Source organism: Bacillus sp. LNXM12-1 (assembly GCF_003004375.1).
In the GTDB taxonomy this organism is placed as follows: Bacteria; Bacillota; Bacilli; order Bacillales; family Bacillaceae; genus Bacillus.
The window spans coordinates 1,306,742-1,331,257 of sequence record NZ_PVWX01000001.1 but is presented as its reverse complement, the minus strand read 5'-3'; the positions used below and the strand labels follow the sequence as shown (position 1 = coordinate 1,331,257).

Below are 24,516 nucleotides of genomic sequence, written 5' to 3'. Positions count from 1 at the left end.
GAAGAATGAACGTTTTTTATAATGCAGAAGGTGTAGGCGACACACTCCTTATTTCATTGAAAGATGTGACGAGAGAAGAAGTAGGTCATGAGAGGTTTGGAGATGTCGTAAGAATCTTCAATCAAGAAACAAAAGAAACAACAGGTTTTAATATCTTCAACGCATCCACTTACATGAAAATTGAAGAAAACGGATCTGTACCGCTATCTGAAACACTTGTTCAAGATATCAACGAAATTTTAAACCGCAACGGTGTAAGTGAAACGTTGACCGTGGATCTATCACCAAAATTTGTTGTCGGTTATGTAAAGGAAAAAGAAAAGCATCCGAATGCAGATAAATTAAACATTTGCCAAGTAGATGTTGGCGATGAAACATTACAAATCGTGTGCGGTGCGCCAAACGTTGATCAAGGGCAATATGTCGTGGTTGCGAAGGTTGGTGCGGTGATGCCAAGCGGTTTGGTCATCAAAGATGCTGAGCTAAGAGGTGTTCCATCAAGCGGAATGATTTGTTCAGCAAAAGAACTAGATCTTCCAGACGCGCCTGCTGAAAAAGGGATTCTTGTTCTAGAGGGAAGCCACCAAGCTGGCGAACCCTTTAAAGCGTAACCTCCCATAAACGGGCACATAGGAGCGAAGAATGTGTTATACCAAAAGTCACTAAGTACGTACTTAGTGACTTTTTTTCATCTACAGACAGCACAAATAGCAAAGAGCAGCACTTTTCTCGCTTTTCTGCATGAAAAAGCAATGGTATACTAAAAATCGCCCAAGAAAACGTAAGGGGAGTTAAAGTGAGTGATAAATGATGAGTTGGTTAGATAAATTTTTTAGTGTATTTTTAGGAGAAGAAGAAAAGAAAGAAGAAAAAGCTGTGAGACCTAATGAAGGTCCAGCTGCACGAACGCAGCCAGTTTTTGAACAGCATAAAGAATATAAAAAAATTGAAGATACAAAAGTCTATTATGAATATCCGAAAGGCAACTTCCGCTTTCCGCTCGTTCCAGATGAACCTCTGCGTGACGGAGTGAAGCAGGAAAGAAGACGCGCAAAGCCAAGCAAGCCAAAGGCTAAGCAGAAGACCTATGAGCCAAAACAAACGGTGCAGCCTGACATCAATAAAAAGCCATTCAAAACAGAGCAAATTCCATCACCGATCTATGGCTATCATCAGGATATGCGTCCAAAACGAACAGAAGCGAAAGAAGAATCATCTCCTGTTCAAATGAAAGCAGCAGAAACAGCGCAGCGTGTCACCCTGTTATCAGAAGAGGCAGAGCGTGTACGAAATGTCAGACAGCAAATGAACATTCCGTCAATACGGAAAGAAAATCGTATGGAAGAAACGGTTTCAGCCCCAGCAGAAGAAAGAGTGGACATGCAAACAGACGTGACCCCGCTTACTTTGCAAGAGGAACTCGCTTATCAGGATCACGTTCAATCGACGATGGAGCGTTTAAATGACGAGCCTTTCATTCAAACAGAGGAAAAAGAGCAAGCCTTTTCTGAGCCTCAAGACCATATTGAAGCTGACTTACATAATCAGGAGGCCGAAGCTTATCAAGAACAGCCGGTAGAGGCTGAGCCGGAACAGGATGTCTCAAGCGATGACGAAGAAATAAAAGGCGAGCCGGTACATCAGTTTGTAGATCATACGGAGGAAATAGAACCGTTGACATTCGAAACAGCAGAAGACACACATCCCGCAATTGAAATGGAAGTAGACATGCCGGCAGAAGAAGTTGAGGTAACAGAAGACATCCCAGCAGAACCGGTCGCGGAAATAGAAGCTGATTCCATAGAAGATCATCAAGAAGAAGTGCCAGCGGCAGCATTTGAAGAAGCTGAGCCAGTCGCCAAGCATGATCTGCAAGAAGACCAATTGTTGGAAGAAGCTGAAATAGTAGAAGATCAAATGATGCCAATAGAACAAGTAGCAGACGATGAGACCGCTACTGAACCAGCAGAACCTGTCATAGAGCAGCAAGAAAAGCAAGAACAAGTGCATGAAGTCAAGGAAGAAAGACCGAAACAAGCAGCTCCGCAGACGCAACGTACAAGCGGACAAACCTCAACGGTTCCTTTTAACGTCATGATGTTAAAAAGTGATCAGCGTGTGCAAGGGCAAAAGAAAGCAGCAGATGCACAAGGGTATGTTTTCCCAAGTCTCGCCCTTTTAGACGTACCTCCAGCTCAAAAAGAAGAGGACGGGACATGGGTGAAAGAGCGGGCAGAGCTGCTCAATGCCACGCTGAAAAATTTCAATGTCAGAGCAAGTGTGGTTCATGTCACGCAAGGCCCTTCTGTGACAAGGTTTGAAGTACATCCAGAACCAGGTGTCAAAGTGAACAAAATCACGAACCTATCAGATGATATTAAACTCAGTTTGTCCGCAAAAGATATTCGAATCGAAGCACCGATTCCAGGAAAGAACACGATCGGGATCGAAGTGCCGAACCTTCACAGTAAAATGGTTTTCTTACGAGAGATGATCAGAAGCAGTGCATTTAGAGACAATCCATCACCCTTAACAGCAGCACTCGGATTAGATATATCCGGCCAGCCTGTTGTGGTTGATCTGCAAAAAATGCCGCATGGCTTAATTGCTGGAGCAACAGGGTCAGGAAAAAGTGTCTGTATCAATACCATTTTAGTGAGCTTAATGTTTAAAGCGTCACCAGATGAAGTAAAAATGCTCTTAATCGACCCTAAAATGGTTGAATTAGCGCCATATAATCACATTCCGCATCTCGTGAGTCCTGTCATCACCGATGCCAAGACAGCGACAGCCGCTCTGAAATGGGTAGTGGATGAAATGGAAAGGCGCTACGAACTGTTTGCACACTCTGGCGTGAGAGAAATTAAACGATTCAATGAGCTTGTCAAAGAAAAACAAATGGGTGAAAAACTACCTTATCTTGTCGTTGTGATCGATGAGCTCGCTGATTTAATGATGGTCGCACCAAATGAAGTCGAAGAAAGCATTTGCCGAATCGCACAAAAAGCAAGAGCATGCGGCATTCATTTATTGATTGCGACACAAAGACCTTCTGTCGATGTCATCACAGGTCTCATTAAAGCCAATATCCCAACAAGAATTGCTTTCTCTGTCTCAAGTCAGGTAGATTCTAGAACGATCATTGACATGGCAGGTGCAGAAAAGCTTCTCGGAAAAGGAGACATGCTTTTCTTAGAAAATGGCTCCGGCAAGCCGACGAGGCTGCAAGGGAACTTTGTATCAGACCGTGAGATTGATCAAGTAGTGGCACATGTAAGAAAACAGCGTAAGCCAGTGTTCCTTTTCGAACAGGAGGAATTAATGCTCCAAGGCTCTGCGATTACAGATGAAGACGAATTGTTTATGGATGCCTGCCGTTTTGCGATTGAGCAGAATAGCGCTAGTACATCGAGTTTGCAGCGAAGATTTAGAATTGGCTACAATCGTGCAGCCAGATTGATCGACATGATGGAACGCGAGGGCATGATCTCTGGTGCAAAAGGCAGTAAGCCAAGGGAAGTCCTTATGACACTGAGTGACTTAGAACAGCTGATCTAAACAAACCACTTCATTTTTTTTATAAACATGGTATGATAGCACATAGGTGCAATTTTGTAATTGGACGCTTTTCGTATGCCTGTCAGAACGCTTTTTTATATAAAATGAGCGAAAGCAGGTGTTAGAAATAGGAAAGTTGTCGGATACTAATCATAGTTAATATTGATTAGAATAGGAAGATCGGAAAAAAATCTTTATTTGGAGCTGCGATCTGTGAGCCGCTAGAGGCGAAAATCACAAGTTGCAAATTGAAATGAGCGTCATATACTGTAAGTCAGATAGACGTTTGTTGGAGGTACAATTATGACTGTTTATCATTTTGTTGGAATAAAAGGGACAGGTATGAGTCCACTGGCCCAAATTCTTCATGATACTGGGTATACTGTCCAAGGATCGGATATCGAAAAACATATCTTTACACAAAAAGCATTAGAAGAACGAAATATTAAAATTCTTCCATTTGACCCAGATAATATTCAGCCAGGGATGACCGTGATTGCAGGTAATGCATTTCCTGATACACACCCTGAGATTGAACGTGCCCTTTCTGAAGGGATTCCTGTCATTCGTTACCATAAATTCCTTGGAGAATACATGGATTCATTCACAAACGTTGCGATTACTGGTGCTCATGGTAAAACGTCGACAACAGGACTGCTTGCCCATGTGATGCAATCAGCGAAACCAACTTCATACTTAATCGGTGATGGATCTGGTATGGGGAAAGAAAACAGCGAGTATTTTGTATTTGAAGCATGCGAATACCGCAGACACTTCCTCAGCTATCATCCAGACTATGCGATCATGACCAATATTGATTTTGATCATCCTGATTATTTCTCGGACATTGACGACGTGTTTGATGCGTTTCAAAACATGGCGCTTCAAGTGAAAAAAGCCATTATCGCTTGCGGTGATGATGAGCATCTGCCCAAGATTCAAGCGAAGGTACCTGTTGTGTACTACGGTTTCAATGAAGAAAATGATTTCCAAGCACGCAATGTTGTGAAAAACACGGAAGGCACTACATTTGATGTATTTGTACGCAATACGTTTTATGATACCTTCTACATTCCTGCCTACGGAAATCATAATGTCCTCAATTCATTAGCTGTGATTGCATTATGTCACTATGAAGCCATTGATGTAGAGCTCATCAAAGGGGCACTAATGACATTTGGCGGGGTGAAACGCCGCTTTAATGAAAAAGTGGTCGGTGAGCAGGTCTTAATTGACGACTATGCCCATCACCCAACGGAGATTGAAGTCACCATTGAAGCAGCACGTCAAAAATATCCAGACCGTGATATTGTCGCTGTCTTCCAGCCGCATACCTTCACACGTACACAGCAATTCTTAAGTGAATTTGCTGACAGTCTGAAAAAAGCGGACTATGTATACCTATGCGATATTTTCGGTTCAGCCCGTGAAAACATTGGGAAGCTGAGTATCGAAGATTTACGAGAAAAAATCCCGCAGGCCCAATTGATTGCGGAAGAAGATACATCTGTGCTGAAAGCGCACGAAGATGGGATTCTGATCTTTATGGGAGCAGGAGACATTCAAAAATATCTGCGTGCTTATGAGAAAGTCGCTGTATAAATGCTTAAAGGAAAAGTGCCGTTTTGATCGGCACTTTTTTTATTTTGAATAAAATGTGACAAAGGGGCTAAATGTGTCAACATCTGCCGCTTTTTTTCGTTCGCTGTGGACAGGAATCAGCGAATAAGTGTAGAATTATTATTCAATCGGTCATTCTAGGCGATGTTTGAATGATACAACGAGAGGGTAATGAATTGCATATGCCCGCAGCAAAGGAGGTATCAGATGATTATTATTCTATATCTAAGCGTTGCACTGATCGCAATTGCTTTCCTCATTCTTGTCATCTATTTGTCCAAAACATTAAAATCCTTACAGCTGACATTAAAGAATGTTGCATCAACTTTAGAAGGTCTTGAAGGTCAGATGCAAGGGATCACCACAGAGACGACACAGTTGCTACATAAGACGAATCAGCTTGCTGAAGATATTCAAGACAAATCGGCAAAACTCAACACAGTTGTGGATGCGGTGCAGGGAATTGGCGGCTCGATCAACCAATTTAATACAAGCATAAAGCAGGCAGCTGGTGCAGTTTCTTCATCCGTTGAACGAAATCAAGAAAAAGTCACGGATGTGGTAAGCTGGAGTAACGCAGCACTTGAAATTTATAAAAAATGGAAACAACGAAAACACCAAAAATAAACCATTTTCGCATAGGAGGAATAATCATGAGCAAAGACGGAATCAATAGCAAAGACTTTTTGATCGGAACACTTATTGGTGGAATTGTTGGTGCAACAACAGCCTTATTTTTAGCACCGAAGTCAGGGAAAGAGCTTCGCGATGATTTGAACACCCAAGCGAATGTTTTAAAAGAAAAAACAGATCGCCTCACAACAGATGCAAAAGAAAGAGGCACTGAATATGTGACGATTGCGAAAGATAAAACGTCTGAATTGTCCCAACTGGTAGCAGAACAGTCAAACCAGATTTTAGACAAAGTGAAAGACATAAAAGAGCGTGCAGCTGGAAAAGCTAATCATGTAAAAAGTGAAGCAGAAGATGCAGCAGCTGACCTAGCAAATGAAGCTTCAGATGTAGCAGACGAAGCAAAAGTACGAGCACAAGAAGCGAAATCAGAAATTGAAGATGGCATCAAAGATGTCAAAGAAAAAGTAGAACAATCGACTAAAGGCTAACTCTCACTGCTCGGAGTGAAGAAGGAGAACATCATGTCAAAACAACTCATTGAAACAGAAGAACAGTTTGATCAACTAACGAATCAAGATGGGACGTTTGTCTTTTTTAAGCACAGTTTGACATGTCCGATCAGCCAAGCGGCTTTTCAAGAGTTTGAAGCATTTGCGTCTGCACATGAAGACGTGCCTACTTATTTCTTGCAAATCCAAAACACAAGAGAGCTTTCATCCTATGTGACTGAAAAGTCGGGGGTAAAGCATGAAAGTCCCCAGGCACTCGTCTTTAGCGGTGGAAAAGTGAAGTGGCATGCATCTCACTCAAGCATTACAAAAGAAGCGCTTGAACATAATCTGTAGAAGAAACGTCAGCAATTGCTGACGTTTTTTTATAAAAAAAGGTTTACTTCAACCAAAAGTATGCTATAATCTTACACATAATACTTTATCGCTTAAAAGCGTTTGGGTAATAAAGAAAATTTTCGTGACAATTCCGAAATCTTTGTTTATAATAAACCCTATCATGAGAGAATGAAAAAATAAAAAGCGAGAACAGGCAGAGGAAAGGATGACAAAAATGAGCAACAATGAACTAGAACAATTGAGACAGCAGGCAGATGAACTAAATCTTCAAATCTTAAAACTGATCAATGAAAGAGGAAGCATTGTAAAAGAAATTGGAAAGGCGAAAGAAGCGCAAGGTGTCAACCGTTATGATCCTGTCAGAGAGCGCACAATGCTGAACCAAATTCTTGAAGCAAATGATGGACCATTCGAAAACTCAACGATTCAGCATATTTTCAAAGAGATTTTCAAAGCAGGTCTAGAGCTTCAAGAAGATGACCACAGCAAAGCACTTCTTGTTTCTCGTAAGAAAAAATCGGAAAATACAATCGTGAACATCAATGGAGAAGCGATCGGTGATGGGAAACAGCGCTTCATCGTTGGACCATGTGCTGTTGAAAGCTACGAGCAAGTCGCAGAAGTTGCGGCAGCAGCGAAACAGCAAGGACTAAAACTACTTCGCGGAGGTGCATTTAAACCTCGCACAAGTCCATACGATTTCCAAGGACTTGGTGTAGACGGTCTAAAAATTCTAAAGCGTGTAGCGGATGAATACGGTCTTGCTGTCATTAGTGAAATCGTCAATCCTGCTCATATTGAAGAAGCGATTGAGCAGATCGATGTCATCCAAATTGGTGCACGGAACATGCAAAACTTCGAGCTATTAAAAGCAGCCGGATCTGTGAAGAAACCAGTTCTTTTAAAGCGTGGTCTTGCAGCGACTATTTCAGAATTCATCAATGCAGCTGAATACATCATCGCCCAAGGAAATGACCAAATCATCCTTTGCGAGCGCGGTATCCGCACATACGAAACAGCGACAAGAAATACACTTGATATCTCTGCAGTGCCAATCTTGAAACAAGAGACACATTTACCAGTATTCGTTGATGTGACGCACTCAACTGGACGTAGAGATCTTCTCCTTCCAACAGCGAAAGCAGCTCTTGCGATTGGAGCAGACGGTGTCATGGCAGAAGTGCATCCAGATCCATCTGTTGCTCTATCTGACTCAGCGCAGCAAATGGACATTCCTCAATTCGAAAAATGGTTAGATGCGTTAAGACCACTTGTCAACATTCACGCGTAATCATAGATAGAAAAGCCGCCGGATAACTGCCCGGCGGTTTTTCTATGGATAAAATATGATGGAGATTGGGAATGAAAGGAAAAGAGCACATTACAAGCCTCAAAAGTGCTTGTTCACAATGTTTTCATTTTTAAAATTCGATAGAATCTGCTAAGATCATTGTCATAGCTGACGTTCTCGGCGATTTTTCATGAAATATGATTCAATTTACAGGTAACAAGCTCATTAAAGTTTGTTTAATTTAGTTATAAAAAGAAAGGGAACGTTTTCATATGGTGAAAAAACGTGTATAATTTCATAAAAGAATGTCATTTTGATGTAGATTGAAAAATTATGTGTCTCTTTTCATCGTTTTAATGACAAATAGGATATTATTTTCCTCGTATCTGACATGTCTCTATCCAATTGGTGAATGCTATAGATATGAAGTGTATTTGAAGGAGTGATTTATGTGAATAATGTTACAATATATGATGTAGCAAGAGAAGCAAATGTAAGTATGGCAACGGTATCACGCGTAGTGAATGGTAATCCGAATGTAAAACCAACAACAAGAAAAAAGGTACTTGAAGCGATTGATCGTCTTGGCTACCGTCCGAATGCTGTGGCACGAGGCCTTGCAAGTAAAAAAACTACAACAGTTGGGGTGATCATCCCTGATATTTCTAGTATCTTCTATTCGGAGCTTGCTCGCGGAATTGAAGATATCGCCACGATGTATAAGTACAACATCATTTTAAGCAACTCAGATCAAAATACCGATAAAGAGCTTCATCTATTAAATACAATGCTAGGTAAACAAGTAGATGGGATTGTCTTTATGGGCGGAAACATCACAGATGTGCTTGTTGAAGAATTTAAGCGCTCTCCTGTGCCAATTGTTCTTGCAGCATCTGTTGAAGAGCAGGCTCAAACACCATCTGTCAATATCAACTACGAGCAAGCGATTTATGATTCAGTCCAGCTTTTAGTTGAGAAAGGACATAAGCGAATTGCCTTCGTATCTGGCCCAATGTCAGAACCGATTAACTCTATGAGAAAGCTTGCAGGTTATAAGCGTGCGCTTGAAGAAGCGGGCATCGCATTTGACGATGCGCTCGTCGCTGAAGGCGATTACTCCTATGATTCTGGAATTGAATCACTTGCTCATTTACTTGAGCAGTCTGACAAGCCGACAGCTGTTATTGCGGCTACCGATGAAATGGCGCTAGGTGTCATTCACGGAGCACAAGATAGAGGCGTATCGATTCCTGAGGATTTAGAAGTGATTGGCTTTGATAACACGAGACTTTCTCTCATGGTGCGTCCTCAGCTGACAACAGTTGTTCAGCCGACCTATGATATTGGCGCTGTCGCAATGAGACTGCTGACAAAGCTGATGAACAAAGAACAAGTGGACGATCAAATTGTTGAGCTTCCGCACAGAATTGAAGAAAGACAATCAACAAAATAAAACGAAAAAGCAGGCTTACACATTAGTGAATGCCTGCTTTTCTTATGCATTTTTCTTTTCTCTTCTTACAGGCATAAGTGCTTTTTCTACAGTTTGAGCATTCTTTTCTGTGATTTCTGCTTTTCTTGGGATCGGTGGATATAAATCGTCAGGGTCTCCCCATGTCGATGGCAGGCTGACAGGCGATTGTTTATGCCAAGCCTGAACCCAGTCCTGAGGCAGTTCAGCCGGCGGTGTGATGCCTTTCATCTCAAGCCAAATCCGGCTCCATGCCCTTGGAACGACACGCCAAATATCATATCCCCCTCCGCCAACAGCAATCCATTTGCCATCACAATATTGATGCGCTAACTCATGGGCAAGTCTAGGAATTTCCTCATATATTTTTATGGTGGCAGATAAATGGGTTAACGGATCATAGTAGTGTGCATCCGCGCCGTTTTGCGTCAAAATCACATCTGGTTTAAAAAAAGCAGCAATTTCAGTCACTGCTGTTCGGTATGCTTCGAGGAACGATTCGTCTTCTGTAAATGCATCAAGCGGAATATTATAAGCGTAGCCATAGCCTTTATCGTGACCTCTTTCCTGTACTTGTCCAGTTCCAGGGAACAAGTAGCGCCCCGTTTCATGAATAGAGACCGTACAGACCTCTGGGTCGTCATAGAAGCTGAATTGTACACCATCTCCATGATGGGCATCTGTATCAATATATAAAATTCTTGCACCATATGTCTTTTGAATATATTGAATTGCCACGGAGCTGTCATTATATATACAAAAGCCAGATGCACGTCCTTTAAACCCGTGGTGAAGTCCGCCGCCAAGATTGAGTGCATGCTGCGAGTGTCCCATCATTACTTGGTCAACGGCTGTTAATGTCCCGCCAACAAGGAGAGAAGCTGCCTCATGCATACCTGCAAACATCGGTGTATCCTCCGTGCCAAGGCCGTAGCGTTCACCCTCTGCTGTAGAGAGCTTTCCTTCACTAGCCCGCTGCACAGCTTGAATATAATCGGCTGTATGGACGAGCTTTAATTCCTCCAGTGTCGCCATACGCGGTGCGACGATCTCATCATCTGTTAACGCCTTCATTTTTTGAAGAAGATCATATGTTAAGTAGACACGAAGCTGATTGAAGGGATGGTCTTGGTGAAATTGGTACGTTTGAAAAGAGGGTGAAAAAACAAAGGTCGCTTCCTTCATTTGATCGTCTGCTCCATTGGCCACAGCACCTTATAGCCTTTTGCACGAATCAGCTTCGTCACATGATCTGCATGAATGGTTTGAAGGCGGAATACGAGCACTTTAGAAGCTTCATTTGCATGCGGATACACGAGCACACTCAGCATTTGAATATGCTGCTCCTTTAAAATGGCCGTAATGTCTGCGAGGCCTTCTGTCATCTGGTCCACTTCAACCTCTAAGTGTGACCCAGGCTGATCTGCACCTGTCAGTCTGACAAACGTACGAAGCAAATCAGTCTTTGTGATAATGCCTACGAGCTTGCCTCGTCTCACCACTGGAAGGCAGCCAATTCCGTGTTCAAAAAAGACACTTGAAATCTCTTCAACGAAATCAAGCGGATGAGCAGTGATCGTCTCTAATACCATGATCTCTTCAACAGGACGCTGAATAAAGAGCTGTCTTTTTTCTGTTTCAAATATACTTGGACTGGCATTTTTAATATCCCGATCTGTCACCATTCCAATGACAGAACCTTGATCAGATACGATCGGAATATGCCGAATGTGATGTGCACTCATTTTTTGAATGGCTTCTTCAATCGTATCGGTTTTTCGCAGCGTGATCACATCACGCTCCATAATTTGTTCAATCATCATTGTTTACCAATCCCCTTTGCCAAAAAAACGAATTGAACGTTAATACATAAAGCGTTGATGGAAGCGAAGACGATCGAAACGCTCAATCGAATCAGGACTCACATTTTTCCCGATTCTGGCCATTAAACAATTGGCTGGATGTGAGCTAATCTCTGGCTCGTCTGTTGCAAACCAGACAAGACCGCCTGCGTTCATCATTTTCTCCATCATTTTGCGGTACTCCCACACGTTTTTCTTTGTCCCCTTTAAATCCCAATGCCAGTAATATTCAGTTGTAATGATGATATAATTCTCCATTTGCTCATCCATCATGCTCACATCAAGTAAATGCTTGCCAAGTGAGCAGCCTCTAAATGGAGGAGCGACCTCAATCGCGCCAAGCTCGATTAAATTGTCCATGTTACCCTCTGACCAGCGCTCAAGCGGATCAGGATACAAATACGTGACATAGCCTACGACAAGCTCATCCATTCTTGCAATGATAATACGTCCTTCTGGAAGGTCTGCTATTTCAACAAGTGCTTGTTTCTGTTCCTCAGGCGTGCGAAATGCCGTCAGTCCTTCATGAAAGGTATAGTTCGCAAGCTCTGGTGCAGGTACCGGACCTTCAATAAGGATGGAACCTGTTTCTTGCTCAATGGTTTTTGAATAATAAGTTTTAGGATGCTCCACGTATCCACCGCCTCAAATTCTAGTGAGTCGTCTCTATTTTATCTTAAAACTTGCAAGAATTAAAACGGTTTCACCATAAGTTTTTTAAAAATTGAGAAAAAAAGTCATCTATACTATAATGGTCATTGTAAACGTATGCAAAGGGGGACTGGTTGATGAAATTGGAAACGCTGCCATCAGTAAAAGGGGACTATCATTTAAATGATTATGAGCAGGCATACAAAGAATTTTCATGGGAGGAAGCAAGAAAAAACTTCTCGTGGTATGAAACAGGAAACATAAATGCAGCCTATGAAGCGATTGACAGACATGCGGACTCGTTTCGTAAGAACAAGGTGGCGCTTCACTACAAAGATTCACAGCGTGATGAAAAGTATACGTTCAGGGATATGAAAATCAACACAAATAAAGCGGGAAATCTATTCAGAGAAAAGGCGCATGTGCAAAAAGGGGATCGCGTATTTATTTTTATGCCAAGATCACCTGAGCTCTATTTTCTTCTGCTTGGCGCAGTCAAAATTGGTGCGATCGTTGGTCCGTTATTTGAGGCATTTATGGAAGGAGCGGTCAAAGACCGTTTAGAAAATAGTGAGGCGAAGGTCATTGTGACAACGCCGGATCTGCTTGAACGAATTCCGTTTGCAGAGCTTCCGAAGCTTGAATCCGTCATCATTGTCGGCGGTGAAAAGGAAGACGTCGATGGCGTTCGGACAATCCATTACGAAGAGGCGTTTGAGCAGGCAGCAAAGAACCTTGAGATTGAATGGATGGATGAAAAAGACGGCTTTCTGCTTCATTACACATCAGGGTCCACAGGTACGCCAAAAGGTGTGCTGCATGTCCATGGCGCAATGGTGCAGCAAGACCAGACCGGTAAGTGGGTGCTTGATCTGAAAGAAGACGATGTCTACTGGTGTACAGCTGACCCAGGCTGGGTAACAGGCACAGTGTACGGCATTTTTTCACCATGGTTAAATGGGGCGACGAATGTCATTTTAGGCGGCAGGTTTAACCCTGATACGTGGTATGAAACCATTGAATCACTAGGTGTGACCGTTTGGTACAGTGCTCCGACTGCCTTTAGAATGCTGATGGGAGCAGGAGATGACCTCATTCAAAAATATGATCTCAGCTCGCTCCGTCATGTGTTAAGTGTAGGTGAGCCTCTAAATCCAGAAGTCATCCGATGGGGAGACGCTGTATTTGGCAAACGAATTCATGACACTTGGTGGATGACTGAAACCGGTGCACAGCTGATTTGTAATTATCCATGCATGGACATCAAACCAGGTTCAATGGGGAAACCGATTCCAGGCGTAGAAGCGGCGATTGTCGATAATGCCGGAAATGAACTTCCGCCATACCGGATGGGCAACCTCGCCATCAAAAAAGGCTGGCCGTCTATGATGCATACGATCTGGAACAATCCTGAAAAATATGAATCTTACTTTATGCCGGGAGATTGGTATGTTTCAGGAGATTCAGCTTATATGGACGAAGACGGATACTTTTGGTTCCAGGGACGTGTCGATGATGTGATCATGACATCAGGAGAACGGGTTGGTCCTTTTGAGGTGGAAAGCAAGCTGGTCGAACATCCGGCCATTGCAGAGGCTGGTGTCATTGGAAAACCAGATCCAGTCCGCGGTGAAATTATTAAAGCATTCATTGCGCTCAGAAGTGGATATGAGCCGACAGATGAGCTGAAAGAAGAGATTCGTACGTTTGTGAAAAAAGGACTCGCTGCACATGCGGCACCGAGAGAAATCGAGTTTAAAGACAAACTACCTAAAACGCGAAGCGGAAAAATTATGAGACGTGTGCTAAAGGCGTGGGAACTGAATTTACCGGCTGGCGACCTATCGACAATGGAAGATTAATTTTTTTCATCAGTTGACTTGATACCAAAAGTATGTTTAAAATGACATTAGTTGAATATGTAAAGGTTTTGACTGAGATTCAGTAGAATTATCTTTCCCTGTCCAAGAGAGCTGACGGCTGGTGCGAGTCAGTACAAAGAGGTATTCGAATTACCCTCACGAACCGCTTTTACGAAAAGGAGCATGCATGCTGCCCTGATTAGTGAAAGAACGGATCTGTCCGTTATCAGTGTAAGTGAAAAGACGTGATTTGTTGTCTTTTAAGCAGGGTGGTACCGCGATATATATCGTCCCTTCGTTCATTCGAAGGGGCGTTTTTTATGTTGAATTGTAAAAAAAGGAGAATTGGATATGAGTCAATTGATGGAAGAGTTATCGTTCAGAGGATTAATTCAGCAGCAAACAGATGAAGAAGGTTTAACAAAATTATTAGCAGAAGAAAAAATCAAGCTTTACTCCGGCTTTGATCCGACAGCTGACAGCTTGCACATTGGTCATCTATTGCCAATTTTAACATTACGCAGATTCCAGGAAGCGGGCCATCACCCGATTGCCCTTGTTGGCGGCGCGACTGGACTAATCGGCGATCCTAGCTTCAAAAAAGCAGAGCGTTCACTAAACCCTGCAGAAATCGTAGAACAATGGACAGAGAAAATTAAAGGACAGCTGTCACAATTTCTTGATTTTGAAGCAGCCGAGAACCCAGCCGTTATCGTGAATAACTACGACTGGATCAGCCAAATGAATGTCATCACGTTCCTTCGTGATATTGGAAAGAACTTCGGTGTGAACTTCATGCTGGCAAAAGATATCGTCAGCTCACGGATTGAGACAGGGATTTCGTACACAGAGTTCAGCTATGTCATCCTGCAATCTTTAGATTTCGTAAACCTTTACAGAAATGAAAACTGTAAGCTGCAAATCGGTGGAAGCGACCAGTGGGGAAATATCACATCTGGACTTGAGCTGATCCGTAAGTCTGAAGCAGAAGGGGCAAAAGCATTCGGTCTAACGATGCCGCTTGTCACTAAAGCAGATGGCACGAAGTTTGGTAAAACAGAAGGCGGCGCCATCTGGTTAGATAAAGAAAAGACGTCTCCTTATGAGTTCTACCAATTCTGGATCAACACAGATGACCGTGACGTCGTGAAATACTTAAAATACTTTACGTTCTTATCGAAAGAAGAGATCGCATCGTACGAAGAAAAAGTGCAAACAGCACCTGAAAAGCGTGAAGCACAGCGCCGTCTAGCAGAGGAAGTCACGACACTTGTACATGGCCGTGAATCACTAGAACAGGCTGTCAACATCTCAAATGCGCTATTCAAAGGCGAGATCAAATCTCTTTCAGCCGAAGAAGTCAAAGTAGGCTTTAAAGATGTTCCATCAATGGAGAAAAGCAGCACAGAAGAATTAACACTTGTCGATGTCCTTGTTGAATCAAAGCTGTCTCCATCAAAACGTCAAGCACGTGAAGACATCACAAATGGTGCAGTTTCCATCAACGGAGAGAGACAAACCGATAAAGACTACGTCCTTTCAGCTGAAGACCGAATTGAAAACCAATTTACTGTCTTAAGAAGAGGGAAAAAGAAATACTTCCTTGTGAATTACAAATAAGAACGATGGGCAGCCGGCCGCGATAACCGGCTGCTTTTTTTATGCAAAATGAGAGATGAGTGCTCTTTGAAGAGTCTAATAGACTGTTCAAAGAGACTTTGTCTAGTCTTTTGGCATTGGCGTTGAGAAAGTCAAAGGTGCTTTTTCATTATTTATTTTCTATAAATTGATTGAACAAACAGTGCCTTGTTCACTTTTCTGACATATTTTTCTTATATAAAATAGAGTTCGAATAAGATGAATAAGGGGGAATGAAAGTGATTCGTTTTAAGAAAAAGAGTTTGCAAATTCTTGTTGCACTTGCATTAGTGATAGGTTCAATGGCCTTCATCCAGCCAAAAGAGATCAAAGCGGCTGAGCATAATCCGGTTGTGATGGTACATGGCATGGGCGGTGCGTCTTATAACTTTGCTTCGATTAAAAGTTACTTGGTATCACAAGGATGGGATCGAAACCAATTATTTGCTATCGATTTCATAGACAAAACAGGTAATAACCGCAACAATGGTCCGCGTTTATCCAGATTCGTCAAAGATGTGCTAGACAAAACGGGTGCCAAAAAAGTAGATATTGTGGCGCATAGTATGGGCGGGGCGAACACGTTATACTATATTAAGAATCTAGACGGCGGCGATAAAATAGAAAACGTCGTCACACTTGGTGGAGCGAATGGACTCGTTTCACTCAGAGCATTACCAGGCACCGATCCAAATCAAAAAATTCTCTATACATCTGTCTATAGCTCAGCCGATCTGATTGTTGTCAACAGCCTTTCGCGTTTAATTGGCGCAAGAAACGTCCTCATTCACGGGGTTGGTCACATCGGTCTATTAGCTTCAAGCCAAGTCAAAGGCTATATCAAAGAAGGACTGAATGGCGGGGGACAGAATACGAATTAAAAAATGAAAGAAGACAGCGACTTGTGCTGTCTTTTTTTGATGTCATCGGACATATGACAGCTGCTAGATGATGAAAGAAGGTTATAATGGAGGTAAAATGATGACACAAAAACTCAAGCAATATTTTTTAGGATATTTCCCTTATTATCCGTGCTCATTTCTCCTCATCTATTTCATCTGGATGAAGTTTGTTAAATCAGTTCAAATAGGCGAGGTGATGTCCAACTGTACATCGATCATTGGTATCTATTACATCGTTGCCAGTGTGTGGTTTGTTTTTTTGATGCAAAAATAGGCAAAACATCATTAAAAGCATGTACAAATGGATCACCATTCCTTACACTACATGTAGTAAATGAGAATCTACGGAGGTGGGCGTTTGTGCAAAAGAATCAAAAGGCTTTGATCATTGTGGATGTACAGAAGGCGTTCGAGCATGAAAAATGGGGAGAACGAAATAATCTAGATGCAGAGAAAAATATCAGTCGTTTATTGACGTTTTGGAGAGAAAAAGGCTGGACAGTGATTCATATGCAGCATACATCTGACAAGCCGGACTCCTTATTTCATCCGGCAAATGAAGGGCATCTCTTCAAAGATATCGCCAAACCGCTAGAGGAAGAAACGGTGATACGAAAGAAAGTCAACAGCAGCTTTATTGGCACAAACTTGGAGGAACAGTTAAGGTCAAACCATATTAACACGGTCGTGATCACAGGATTGACAACCCCTCACTGCGTGTCAACGACAACAAGAATGAGCGGCAATCTAGGCTTTGATACGTACCTTATCTCAGATGCAGTTGCCGCCTTTGGACTAACAGATCAAAACGGTACATATTATGATCCCGAAATGATTCATCGGCTATCACTTGCAACACTGCATGATGAATTTGCTACTGTCATGACAACAGATCAATTGATTAGTAATTGGATGGTAAAATAAAAGATATCGTTATACGCTTAATAATACTTGAGAGAACCATGGAACAAAAAAATCCTCTGGAATTCTAGGGGATTTTTTTCATGATAGATTATATGGTTTTGAATAGCTTCTTGAGACTGGCTAGTCATCATGAAAAAACCATAGACAAATTTAGCGCAAAATACAATCAAATTTTCACAACCAAAAGACTTTTGGAAGACTCTAGCAAATTATGTTTATTCTACGATTATCTTTTTATTCTTTGTACGTTTTACTTATCTGCACCTATTTACGGATGTAACATATGAATAATGATAAAGGAGATGAACAACTGATGGGTTGTGATAAGTATAAAAAATGCCCTTATTGTAAACATAAACTATCAAAATCAAACTGTTGCATCATTTGTCATACAAAATTAATTGTAGGGCGACGAGGGCCACGGGGATTACGAGGGGTTCAAGGAGCTGCAGGAGCCATCGGTCCAACGGGAGTAACAGGAGATACCGGAGCGACCGGTCCAGCGGGAGCCGCAGGAGCAACCGGTCCAACGGGAGTAACAGGTGCCGCAGGAGATATCGGAGCGACTGGTCCAACGGGAGTAACAGGAGCCACGGGAGATACCGGAGCGACTGGTCCAACGGGAGTAACAGGTGCCGCAGGAGATATCGGAGCGACTGGTCCAGCGGGAGTAACAGGAGCCACGGGAGATACCGGAGCGACCGGTCCAGCGGGAGCCGTAGGAGCAACCGGTCCAACGGGAGTAACAGGAGGTACCGGAGCGACCGGTCCAGCGGGAGCCGCAGGAGCAACCGGTCCAACGGGGGTCACAGGTGCCGCAGGAGATACCGGAGCAACCGGTCCAACGGGAGTAACAGGAGCCGCAGGAGATACCGGAGCGACCGGTCCAACGGGAGTAACAGGAGCCACGGGAGATACCGGAGCGACCGGTCCAACGGGAGTAACAGGAGCCGCAGGAGATACCGGAGCGACCGGTCCAACGGGGGTCACAGGTGCCGCAGGAGATACCGGAGCGACCGGTCCAACGGGAGTAACAGGAGCCACGGGAGATACCGGAGCGACCGGTCCGACGGGAGTAACAGGTGCCGCAGGAGATACCGGAGCAACCGGTCCAACGGGGGTCACAGGTGCCGCAGGAGATACCGGAGCGACCGGTCCAACGGGAGTAACAGGAGCCACGGGAGATACCGGAGCAACCGGTCCAACGGGGGTCACAGGTTCCGCAGGAGATACCGGAGCGACCGGTCCGACGGGAGTAACCGGTGCCGCAGGAGATACCGGAGCGACCGGTCCAACGGGAGTAACAGGAGCCACGGGAGATACCGGAGCGACCGGTCCAACGGGGGTCACAGGTGCCGCAGGAGATACCGGAGCAACCGGTCCAACGGGGGTCACAGGTGCCGCAGGAGATACCGGAGCGACGGGAGCGATCGGTCCAACAGGAGCCACGGGAGATATCGGAGCCACTGGTCCAACGGGTGCCACGGGAGATATCGGAGCCACTGGTCCGACAGGGGCTACAGGAGATACCGGAGCGACCGGTCCAACAGGAGCCACGGGAGTCACAGGTGCAGGGCTAGCTGAATTTGCATATGTATACAATCTAAGTGCTCAAACAGTAGCTTTAGAAGCCCCGGTGATTTTTGACTCAACTGGAATTACTACTCCTGGTATTACACATGCCCCTGGAACTTCTCAAATTATAGTGACCAATCCAGGAAACTATGAGGTTACTTTTTCAGTTTCTGGCGTAGAGCCAAATCAATTCACTCTATTTGTAAATGGAGCTCCTGTGACGAACACAGTTTATGGTTCAGGAGCTGGTACTCAACAGAATAACGGTCAGGCCATCCTCGCTCTAGCAGCGGGTGACACGCTTACTCTTGTAAACCATACTTCTGCAGCAGCAGTTACTCTTCAAACTCTAGCAGGAGGGACCCAAACAAATGTGAACGCTTCTATTATTATTAAAAAATTAGACTAACTTAAATGTTTAGAGGTGCTTTTAGAAGCAATCAAAAGGACCTTTTCATTTGAATATCTTTTTTCAGCCGTTTCTTGGAAGTCTTGCCCGGTGCTCGTCTTGTGCATAGTCTGTTTCCCATTATATGTTTTAAATTCATTTGTTCATACGAGAATACAAACAAAAAACCCTAGACCACCTTGAACAATCAAGGTCTCTAGGGTTTGTTTGATCTCTCTTTAAGAGAGTAATGAAATTAACGAGAGTAGAACTCAACGATTAGTTGTTCGCTGATTTCAGGCGCTAATTCAGAACGCTCTGGAAGACGAGTGAAAGTTCCTTCAAGCTTTTCAGCATCGAAAGAAAGATATTCAGGAACGAAGTTGTTTACTTCAACTGATTCTTTCACAACTGCAAGGTTTTGAGATTTCTCACGAAGAGCAATCGTTTGACCTGGTTTCACAGAGAAAGATGGGATGTCTACACGGCTTCCATCAACAAGGATGTGACCATGGTTGACTAGCTGACGAGCTTGGCGGCGAGTACGAGCAAGGCCAAGACGGTATACTAGGTTGTCAAGGCGAGTTTCAAGAAGAATCATGAAGTTTTCACCTTGTTTACCAGGAAGTTTAGCAGCTTTGTCAAATAGTGTACGGAATTGACGTTCGTTGACACCGTACATGTGACGAAGCTTTTGCTTCTCTTGTAATTGTAAACCGTATTCAGATAGTTTTTTGCGTTGTCCTGGACCATGTGGGCCTGGAGCGTAAGGGCGTTTTTCAAGTTCCTTACCTGTTCCGCTTAATGAAATGCCTAAACGGCGGGAAATCTTCCAACTTGGACCTGTATAGCGAGCCATAATGTGACTCCTCCTTATTTGTTTTTATTTGTGAAAAATAAAAACCGTCTGTTCTTTGTCTTTTCCGTCATTATGTTTTCATGCATCCTCGCTCCAGCAGCAGGGAGTTACAAGATGCACCTTCAAATAGAAGGAACAAAATGATACAAAAAAGCCGAACAAAAAGGCTGCCATATTTCACACAAATTCTATTATATGACGCTGGATAGGAGAAGTCAACCTATTTAGAGGCAGACGTGACGCTTCACGTTATGCGAAGAAAAATAAAAAAGCAGACAATGTGCCTGCTTTTTTGCAAGATTACGCATCTGTAGAGATGGATAACGCCTTTTGGAGCACCTCGGTAAATTGAATTAAGTAGGTTTCATCTATTTCACTGAAACGGTCTTTCACGGGGCTGTCAATGTCGAGTACCCCAATGATCTGTCCATTTACCTTGAGCGGAACGACAATTTCAGATTGCGATGCTGCATCACATGCGATATGTCCAGGGAATGCATGCACATCAGCGATACGCTGGACTTCACCTGTTGCAAACGCAGTACCGCAAACGCCTTTTCCAGACGGGATGCGCACACATGCAGGCAGTCCGTTAAACGGTCCGAGCACAAGCTCGCCCCCTTTAGCCAAATAAAATCCAGCCCAATTGACCTCTGGGAGTGAATGATACAATAGCGCCGCAGCATTTGCCAAATTGGCAATCAGATCAGGCTCACCATCTGTAATGGCTTCTACCTGTTTAACAAGCAATTGATAGTCTTTTGATGGATCGCCAGACTGTTTTTCGACATGAAACATGAAAATCTCCTACTTTCTATCTCAAAAATACATAACTTGCGTCTCGCATGTGGGATTTGTCGAGCAATTGTAAAAGGAACTTCCGCCTTCATCTTGAAGTATGTACACATGAAGAGGGGTGAGCGGATGAAAACATCAACAACCGTGCAAACAAAAGACCGTATTATTGAAGCTTCCATCAGACTTTTTAACCAAAAAGGATTTTCTGGAACCTCTGTCCGTGAGATTGCGAAGGAAGCAAACGTCAACGTTGCCCACATATCTTATTACTTTCAAGGAAAAGGAGGGCTGCTTGAGCAGCTTGTATCCGATTTTTATGAAGGCTATATTCACATGATTGAATCACATATCCATCACATGGAAACTCGTCACGCAAAAGAATGTTTACTTCATGTGGTTTTTGATATTTTATCTTATCAGCACAAGCACCGTCAATTAACCCGTTTCGTTTATCGAGAGGTGACGATTGATTCGACGCTCATTAGAGAAATTATGTCGACCTATTTAACAAAAGAAAAATATTTGTTTCAGCTCATTATTGAAAAAGGAAAAAGCACCCATGTGATTTGTGAGCAGCTCTCACTCTCATCGTTTATGATTCAACTGAAATCACTACTCATGATGCCCTATTTACAGCCGCAATATTTAACGGAGGTGCTTTATTTGAATCCAAATGAGCCTTATTTCTATCAAATGTATTTTAAAGAACTAAGCCGCTCGCTTCATCATTTACTAGAACCAAAAAAGCCGGCATTAGATTCTCACTTAAAACTCATGATGTCTTCGAATTGATCATAAGCATATCCGAGATCTTCCGCTTGATGGGCATCAGACCCGAATATGAGCGGAATTTTTTTCTGTTTTGCAAGATCAATCATCCATTGATCTAAATAGATACTTCTGGCATATGTTTTACGAAGACCTGATGTATTAAAATCTAAGGACATGCCTTTTTTTGCCGTTTCTTCAAGACAAAGGGTGACCTTTTGACAAAGTTCAGGCGGCATCTCAAATGGGAAAAGCTGTTTGAATTTCTGCACAAGGGTGATATGACCGATTCTCTTTGGCTTATAGCGACCTAAAGATGATAGAATAGAAGAATGAATTTGGTCATAGTAGCTTTGATAGACCTGTTCGATGCTGCCATAGGCGCTTATTAGCTGCTTGAAGGCATGCTCGTCAAAATCAAGGCAAATATAATCATCGCCAGCAGGAAGAAAGTGAACAGATAAAATGCTATCGTCTAGTTCTGGACCATAGCAGTCTAAAAAGGCACTTGTTTCCTCTTCATACTCTTTGATATAGTCAACCTCAAGCCCAGTTTTTACTATTAATTGGCCTTTGTATTCCTGTTTCAGCTGATCCAATTTCGTTATATACGAGTCAATTTCTTGGAGCTTCATGGCACTATCCTGCTCTGGTGTTGGATCTCGAAACGATGGAGGCAGAGGGGCATGCTCGGTAAAGGTTATGGAATCAAATCCCTTTTTGATGGCTTTTTCAATATAAGAATGAAATGAATCAAGCGAGCCGTGCGGGCAAAACGGTGTATGTAGATGTGCATCCTGCTTCAGCATGTCGTCACCTCTTGTCGATATTTTGAAAAACGTGATGTTTATCAGCGAAAATAATGAAAAATCATGACCAAAAATGCTGGTTACATGGTATCATAATAACAATGAAAACGACAGCTTCCGCATACATAAAAGCAGGTCACATGGATACGTGTGATCAAATGATAGAAAGCGCTCAAATACTTTCTTGAAAAACATACATAAAACCGTGAATGGATGGTATTGGAAAACATACGATCCTGTTTATAAAAAGACAAATGCAAAGCGGACACGAAAGGGTTCTCAGGTCTACTCGGGACACTTTTACCCTGACATCACTTAGATCACAACAAGGGGGCTCATTATGGAGTTTATCATCGGTTTAATTGTCATTTTGCTTGCTTTGTTTTCAGTCGGTTATTTCCTGCGAAAAAATATATATAAAGAGATTGACCGATTGGAAGCATGGAAAATTGAAATTTTAAACAGATCAATTGTAGAAGAAATTTCAAAAATCAAACATTTAAAAATGACCGGAGAAACAGAGCAATTTTTTGAAAGATGGCGTGCAGAGTGGGACGATATCGTCACAGCCCATCTTCCAAAGGTAGAGGAGCTATTATATGATGCAGAAGAGTATTCTGATAAATATCGATTCTCCAAAGCCAAGCAGGTTCTTACGCACATTGAGGACTTGCTGAGTGCTGCTGATTCGAACATTGAAGACATTTTAAAAGAAATTGCAGACCTTGTCACAAGCGAGGAGCAAAATCGCAAGGACATTGAAAAGGTCAAAGAGCAATATCAAACAGTTCGAAAAAATCTGCTTGCGTACAGCCATTTATATGGCACCCTTTATGACAAAATGGAGCAGGACTTAGATGAGGCCTGGGAAGGGATCAAGCAGTACGAGGAAGAAACAGAAAACGGAAACTACATGAAGGCAAGAAAGATTTTGCTTGAGCAAGACCGCAGACTCGACCAGCTTCAACTATATATCAATGATGTACCAAAGCTTATTGCAGACTGCAAACAAACCGTACCAGGTCAGCTGACGAAGCTGAAAGACGGATATCAAGAAATGACAGAAAAAGGCTACAAGCTGGAGCACATCCAGATCACGAAAGAGCTGGAGACTTTAAACAAACAGCTTGCGAGAGCGGAAAAATTGCTCATTGATGAACTCAATTTAGAAGAGGCATCAAGCATTCTGCAAATGATCAATGATGCGATTGAGACGCTGTATGATCAGCTGGAGGCGGAAGTAGAAGCAGGTCAGGAAATCAAAAGCAAAATGCCTGAGCTCACAGAAGCATTCGAGAAGCTTGAACAAGATCACACACAAACAAAGGCAGAAACGGCTCTTGTGAAAGAAAGCTACAAGCTGACAGCAGGAGAGCTCGATCAACAGAAAGCATTCGAAAAACGTTTAGAAGAAATTGAAAAGCTGATGAAACAAATCCGCGAGAAGCTTGATCGTGACCACGTGGCATATTCATTATTAATGGATGAAATCAATCAGCTGGAGACCTTTATCGATGATGCAAAAGCATTGCATGACACATTTAAAGGTCATCTACAATCATTAAGAAAAGAAGAATTACAAGCGAGAGAAACACTGGCTGAGCTCAAAACCATGCTGACAGATACAGTCCGCCAGCTGCATAAAAGCAATATCCCAGGTGTACCTGCTGAGATGAAAGAGCGGGCTGAAAAAGCGCAGGAGATGATCCAGCAAGTGCATGAGCAGCTGGAAAACCTGCCGCTCAACATGCCGGCAGTGAATCAACAATTAAAAGAAGCCTCTGACACAGTCAGAAATGTTGCGGATGAGACAGAAGAAATGCTCAGTAAAGTGGACCAAATTGAACGAATCATTCAATACGGCAATCGTTTTAGAAGCCAAAACCATATTCTTTCAGAACAACTAAAAGAGGCAGAACGAAGATTCTATGCCTACGATTACAACGGATCATTTGATGTAGCAGCAGCGGCTGTTGAAAAAGCATCACCCGGAGCCGTTCAGAAGCTGTTAGCTCAGCAAGAAAAAGAGTATCAGCACCAATAAAAAAAAGCTGAA

General features: G+C 42.9%; 22 protein-coding genes and 1 other annotated feature. Of the genes, 16 read left to right on the top strand and 6 right to left on the bottom strand.

Translation table 11 applies throughout. The features are described from left to right. Window positions 1-5: 5 nt before the first annotated feature. The 8 genes from ytpR to ccpA all read left to right on the top strand — a co-directional run bounded on the left by ytpR (window position 6) and on the right by ccpA (window position 9,406). Window positions 6-611, top strand: a complete 606-nt coding sequence (gene ytpR / locus C6Y07_RS06960; protein ID WP_060597024.1) for a YtpR family tRNA-binding protein — start codon at window positions 6-8, stop codon at window positions 609-611. 196 nt (window positions 612-807) lie between these two features. Continuing rightward, the gene (locus C6Y07_RS06955) at window positions 808-3,558 is read left to right on the top strand and encodes a DNA translocase FtsK (RefSeq protein ID WP_106156454.1); all 2,751 of its coding nucleotides are present in this window, start codon (window positions 808-810) and stop codon (window positions 3,556-3,558) included. A gap of 303 nt (window positions 3,559-3,861) precedes the next feature. Next, window positions 3,862-5,160, top strand: a complete 1,299-nt coding sequence (murC, locus tag C6Y07_RS06950) for a UDP-N-acetylmuramate--L-alanine ligase (protein WP_034665503.1) — start codon at window positions 3,862-3,864, stop codon at window positions 5,158-5,160. Between the two features lie 225 nt (window positions 5,161-5,385). Continuing rightward, window positions 5,386-5,805, top strand: coding sequence for a DUF948 domain-containing protein (locus C6Y07_RS06945; protein WP_003217556.1), 420 nt, complete (start codon window positions 5,386-5,388; stop codon window positions 5,803-5,805). Window positions 5,806-5,831: 26 nt separating this feature from the next. Further along, on the top strand, window positions 5,832-6,302 hold the full coding sequence (locus tag C6Y07_RS06940) for a YtxH domain-containing protein (RefSeq protein WP_034665507.1): 471 nt from the start codon (window positions 5,832-5,834) through the stop codon (window positions 6,300-6,302). Between the two features lie 33 nt (window positions 6,303-6,335). Then, a complete protein-coding gene (gene ytxJ / locus C6Y07_RS06935) occupies window positions 6,336-6,659 on the top strand; it encodes a bacillithiol system redox-active protein YtxJ (RefSeq protein ID WP_034665511.1) in 324 nt (107 codons plus the stop codon). A gap of 217 nt (window positions 6,660-6,876) precedes the next feature. Beyond that, window positions 6,877-7,953 (top strand): bifunctional 3-deoxy-7-phosphoheptulonate synthase/chorismate mutase, encoded by a 1,077-nt coding sequence (locus C6Y07_RS06930; RefSeq protein WP_106156452.1) that lies wholly within the window; start codon window positions 6,877-6,879, stop codon window positions 7,951-7,953. A 451-nt stretch (window positions 7,954-8,404) separates the two neighbouring features. Next, complete coding sequence (gene ccpA, locus C6Y07_RS06925) at window positions 8,405-9,406, top strand: catabolite control protein A (protein ID WP_034665514.1); 1,002 nt, start codon at window positions 8,405-8,407, stop codon at window positions 9,404-9,406. Between the two features lie 42 nt (window positions 9,407-9,448). On the opposite strand, the gene C6Y07_RS06920 is transcribed toward ccpA, so the two are convergent. From C6Y07_RS06920 to C6Y07_RS06910, 3 genes are read right to left on the bottom strand one after another with little or no spacing between them, the layout of a single operon-like run. Then, on the bottom strand, window positions 9,449-10,609 hold the full coding sequence (locus C6Y07_RS06920; protein WP_106156450.1) for an acetoin utilization protein AcuC: 1,161 nt from the start codon (window positions 10,607-10,609) through the stop codon (window positions 9,449-9,451). After that, the gene (locus C6Y07_RS06915; RefSeq protein WP_034665520.1) at window positions 10,606-11,247 is read right to left on the bottom strand and encodes a CBS and ACT domain-containing protein; all 642 of its coding nucleotides are present in this window, start codon (window positions 11,245-11,247) and stop codon (window positions 10,606-10,608) included. Before C6Y07_RS06915 ends, C6Y07_RS06920 begins: the two co-directional genes overlap by 4 nt. A gap of 39 nt (window positions 11,248-11,286) precedes the next feature. Continuing rightward, entirely contained in the window at window positions 11,287-11,919 is a 633-nt protein-coding gene (locus C6Y07_RS06910; RefSeq protein WP_066030542.1) for a GNAT family N-acetyltransferase, read from the bottom strand. Between the two features lie 155 nt (window positions 11,920-12,074). Between C6Y07_RS06910 and acsA the strand changes: the two genes are divergently transcribed. The 6 genes from acsA (at window position 12,075) to C6Y07_RS06875 (ending at window position 19,247) form a co-directional block, all read left to right on the top strand. Further along, window positions 12,075-13,799, top strand: coding sequence for an acetate--CoA ligase (acsA, locus tag C6Y07_RS06905; protein ID WP_066030543.1), 1,725 nt, complete (start codon window positions 12,075-12,077; stop codon window positions 13,797-13,799). A gap of 59 nt (window positions 13,800-13,858) precedes the next feature. Further along, window positions 13,859-14,097 (top strand) — a binding site (T-box leader). A gap of 53 nt (window positions 14,098-14,150) precedes the next feature. Next, window positions 14,151-15,419, top strand: a complete 1,269-nt coding sequence (gene tyrS / locus C6Y07_RS06900; protein WP_060597019.1) for a tyrosine--tRNA ligase — start codon at window positions 14,151-14,153, stop codon at window positions 15,417-15,419. Between the two features lie 320 nt (window positions 15,420-15,739). After that, window positions 15,740-16,318: an esterase/lipase family protein gene (locus C6Y07_RS06895; RefSeq protein ID WP_374955746.1), complete on the top strand. Its 579-nt coding sequence runs from the start codon at window positions 15,740-15,742 to the stop codon at window positions 16,316-16,318. Window positions 16,319-16,418: 100 nt separating this feature from the next. Beyond that, window positions 16,419-16,613: a hypothetical protein gene (locus tag C6Y07_RS06890; protein WP_066030545.1), complete on the top strand. Its 195-nt coding sequence runs from the start codon at window positions 16,419-16,421 to the stop codon at window positions 16,611-16,613. 86 nt (window positions 16,614-16,699) lie between these two features. Continuing rightward, entirely contained in the window at window positions 16,700-17,263 is a 564-nt protein-coding gene (locus C6Y07_RS06885; RefSeq protein ID WP_106036971.1) for a cysteine hydrolase family protein, read from the top strand. Between the two features lie 283 nt (window positions 17,264-17,546). Continuing rightward, the gene (locus tag C6Y07_RS06875) at window positions 17,547-19,247 is read left to right on the top strand and encodes a BclA C-terminal domain-containing protein (protein ID WP_106156448.1); all 1,701 of its coding nucleotides are present in this window, start codon (window positions 17,547-17,549) and stop codon (window positions 19,245-19,247) included. 235 nt (window positions 19,248-19,482) lie between these two features. On the opposite strand, the gene rpsD is transcribed toward C6Y07_RS06875, so the two are convergent. Together rpsD and C6Y07_RS06865 are read right to left on the bottom strand one after the other, a co-directional pair. Continuing rightward, window positions 19,483-20,085, bottom strand: a complete 603-nt coding sequence (gene rpsD, locus C6Y07_RS06870; RefSeq protein WP_034661940.1) for a 30S ribosomal protein S4 — start codon at window positions 20,083-20,085, stop codon at window positions 19,483-19,485. A gap of 300 nt (window positions 20,086-20,385) precedes the next feature. Further along, window positions 20,386-20,883 (bottom strand): GAF domain-containing protein, encoded by a 498-nt coding sequence (locus C6Y07_RS06865; protein ID WP_095285580.1) that lies wholly within the window; start codon window positions 20,881-20,883, stop codon window positions 20,386-20,388. Between the two features lie 126 nt (window positions 20,884-21,009). On the opposite strand from C6Y07_RS06865, the gene refZ reads away from it, so the two are divergent. Then, window positions 21,010-21,675, top strand: coding sequence for a forespore capture DNA-binding protein RefZ (gene refZ / locus C6Y07_RS06860; RefSeq protein WP_060597014.1), 666 nt, complete (start codon window positions 21,010-21,012; stop codon window positions 21,673-21,675). Here refZ and hisJ read toward each other — a convergent pair. Further along, window positions 21,645-22,460, bottom strand: a complete 816-nt coding sequence (hisJ, locus tag C6Y07_RS06855) for a histidinol-phosphatase HisJ (RefSeq protein WP_106156446.1) — start codon at window positions 22,458-22,460, stop codon at window positions 21,645-21,647. The two genes, refZ and hisJ, sit on opposite strands and share 31 nt — an antisense overlap. 340 nt (window positions 22,461-22,800) lie before the next feature. On the opposite strand from hisJ, the gene ezrA reads away from it, so the two are divergent. Further along, window positions 22,801-24,504 carry a septation ring formation regulator EzrA gene (gene ezrA / locus C6Y07_RS06850; RefSeq protein WP_066030549.1) on the top strand — a complete coding sequence of 568 codons (1,704 nt, stop codon included), beginning with the start codon at window positions 22,801-22,803 and terminating at the stop codon, window positions 24,502-24,504. Window positions 24,505-24,516 lie beyond the last annotated feature (12 nt).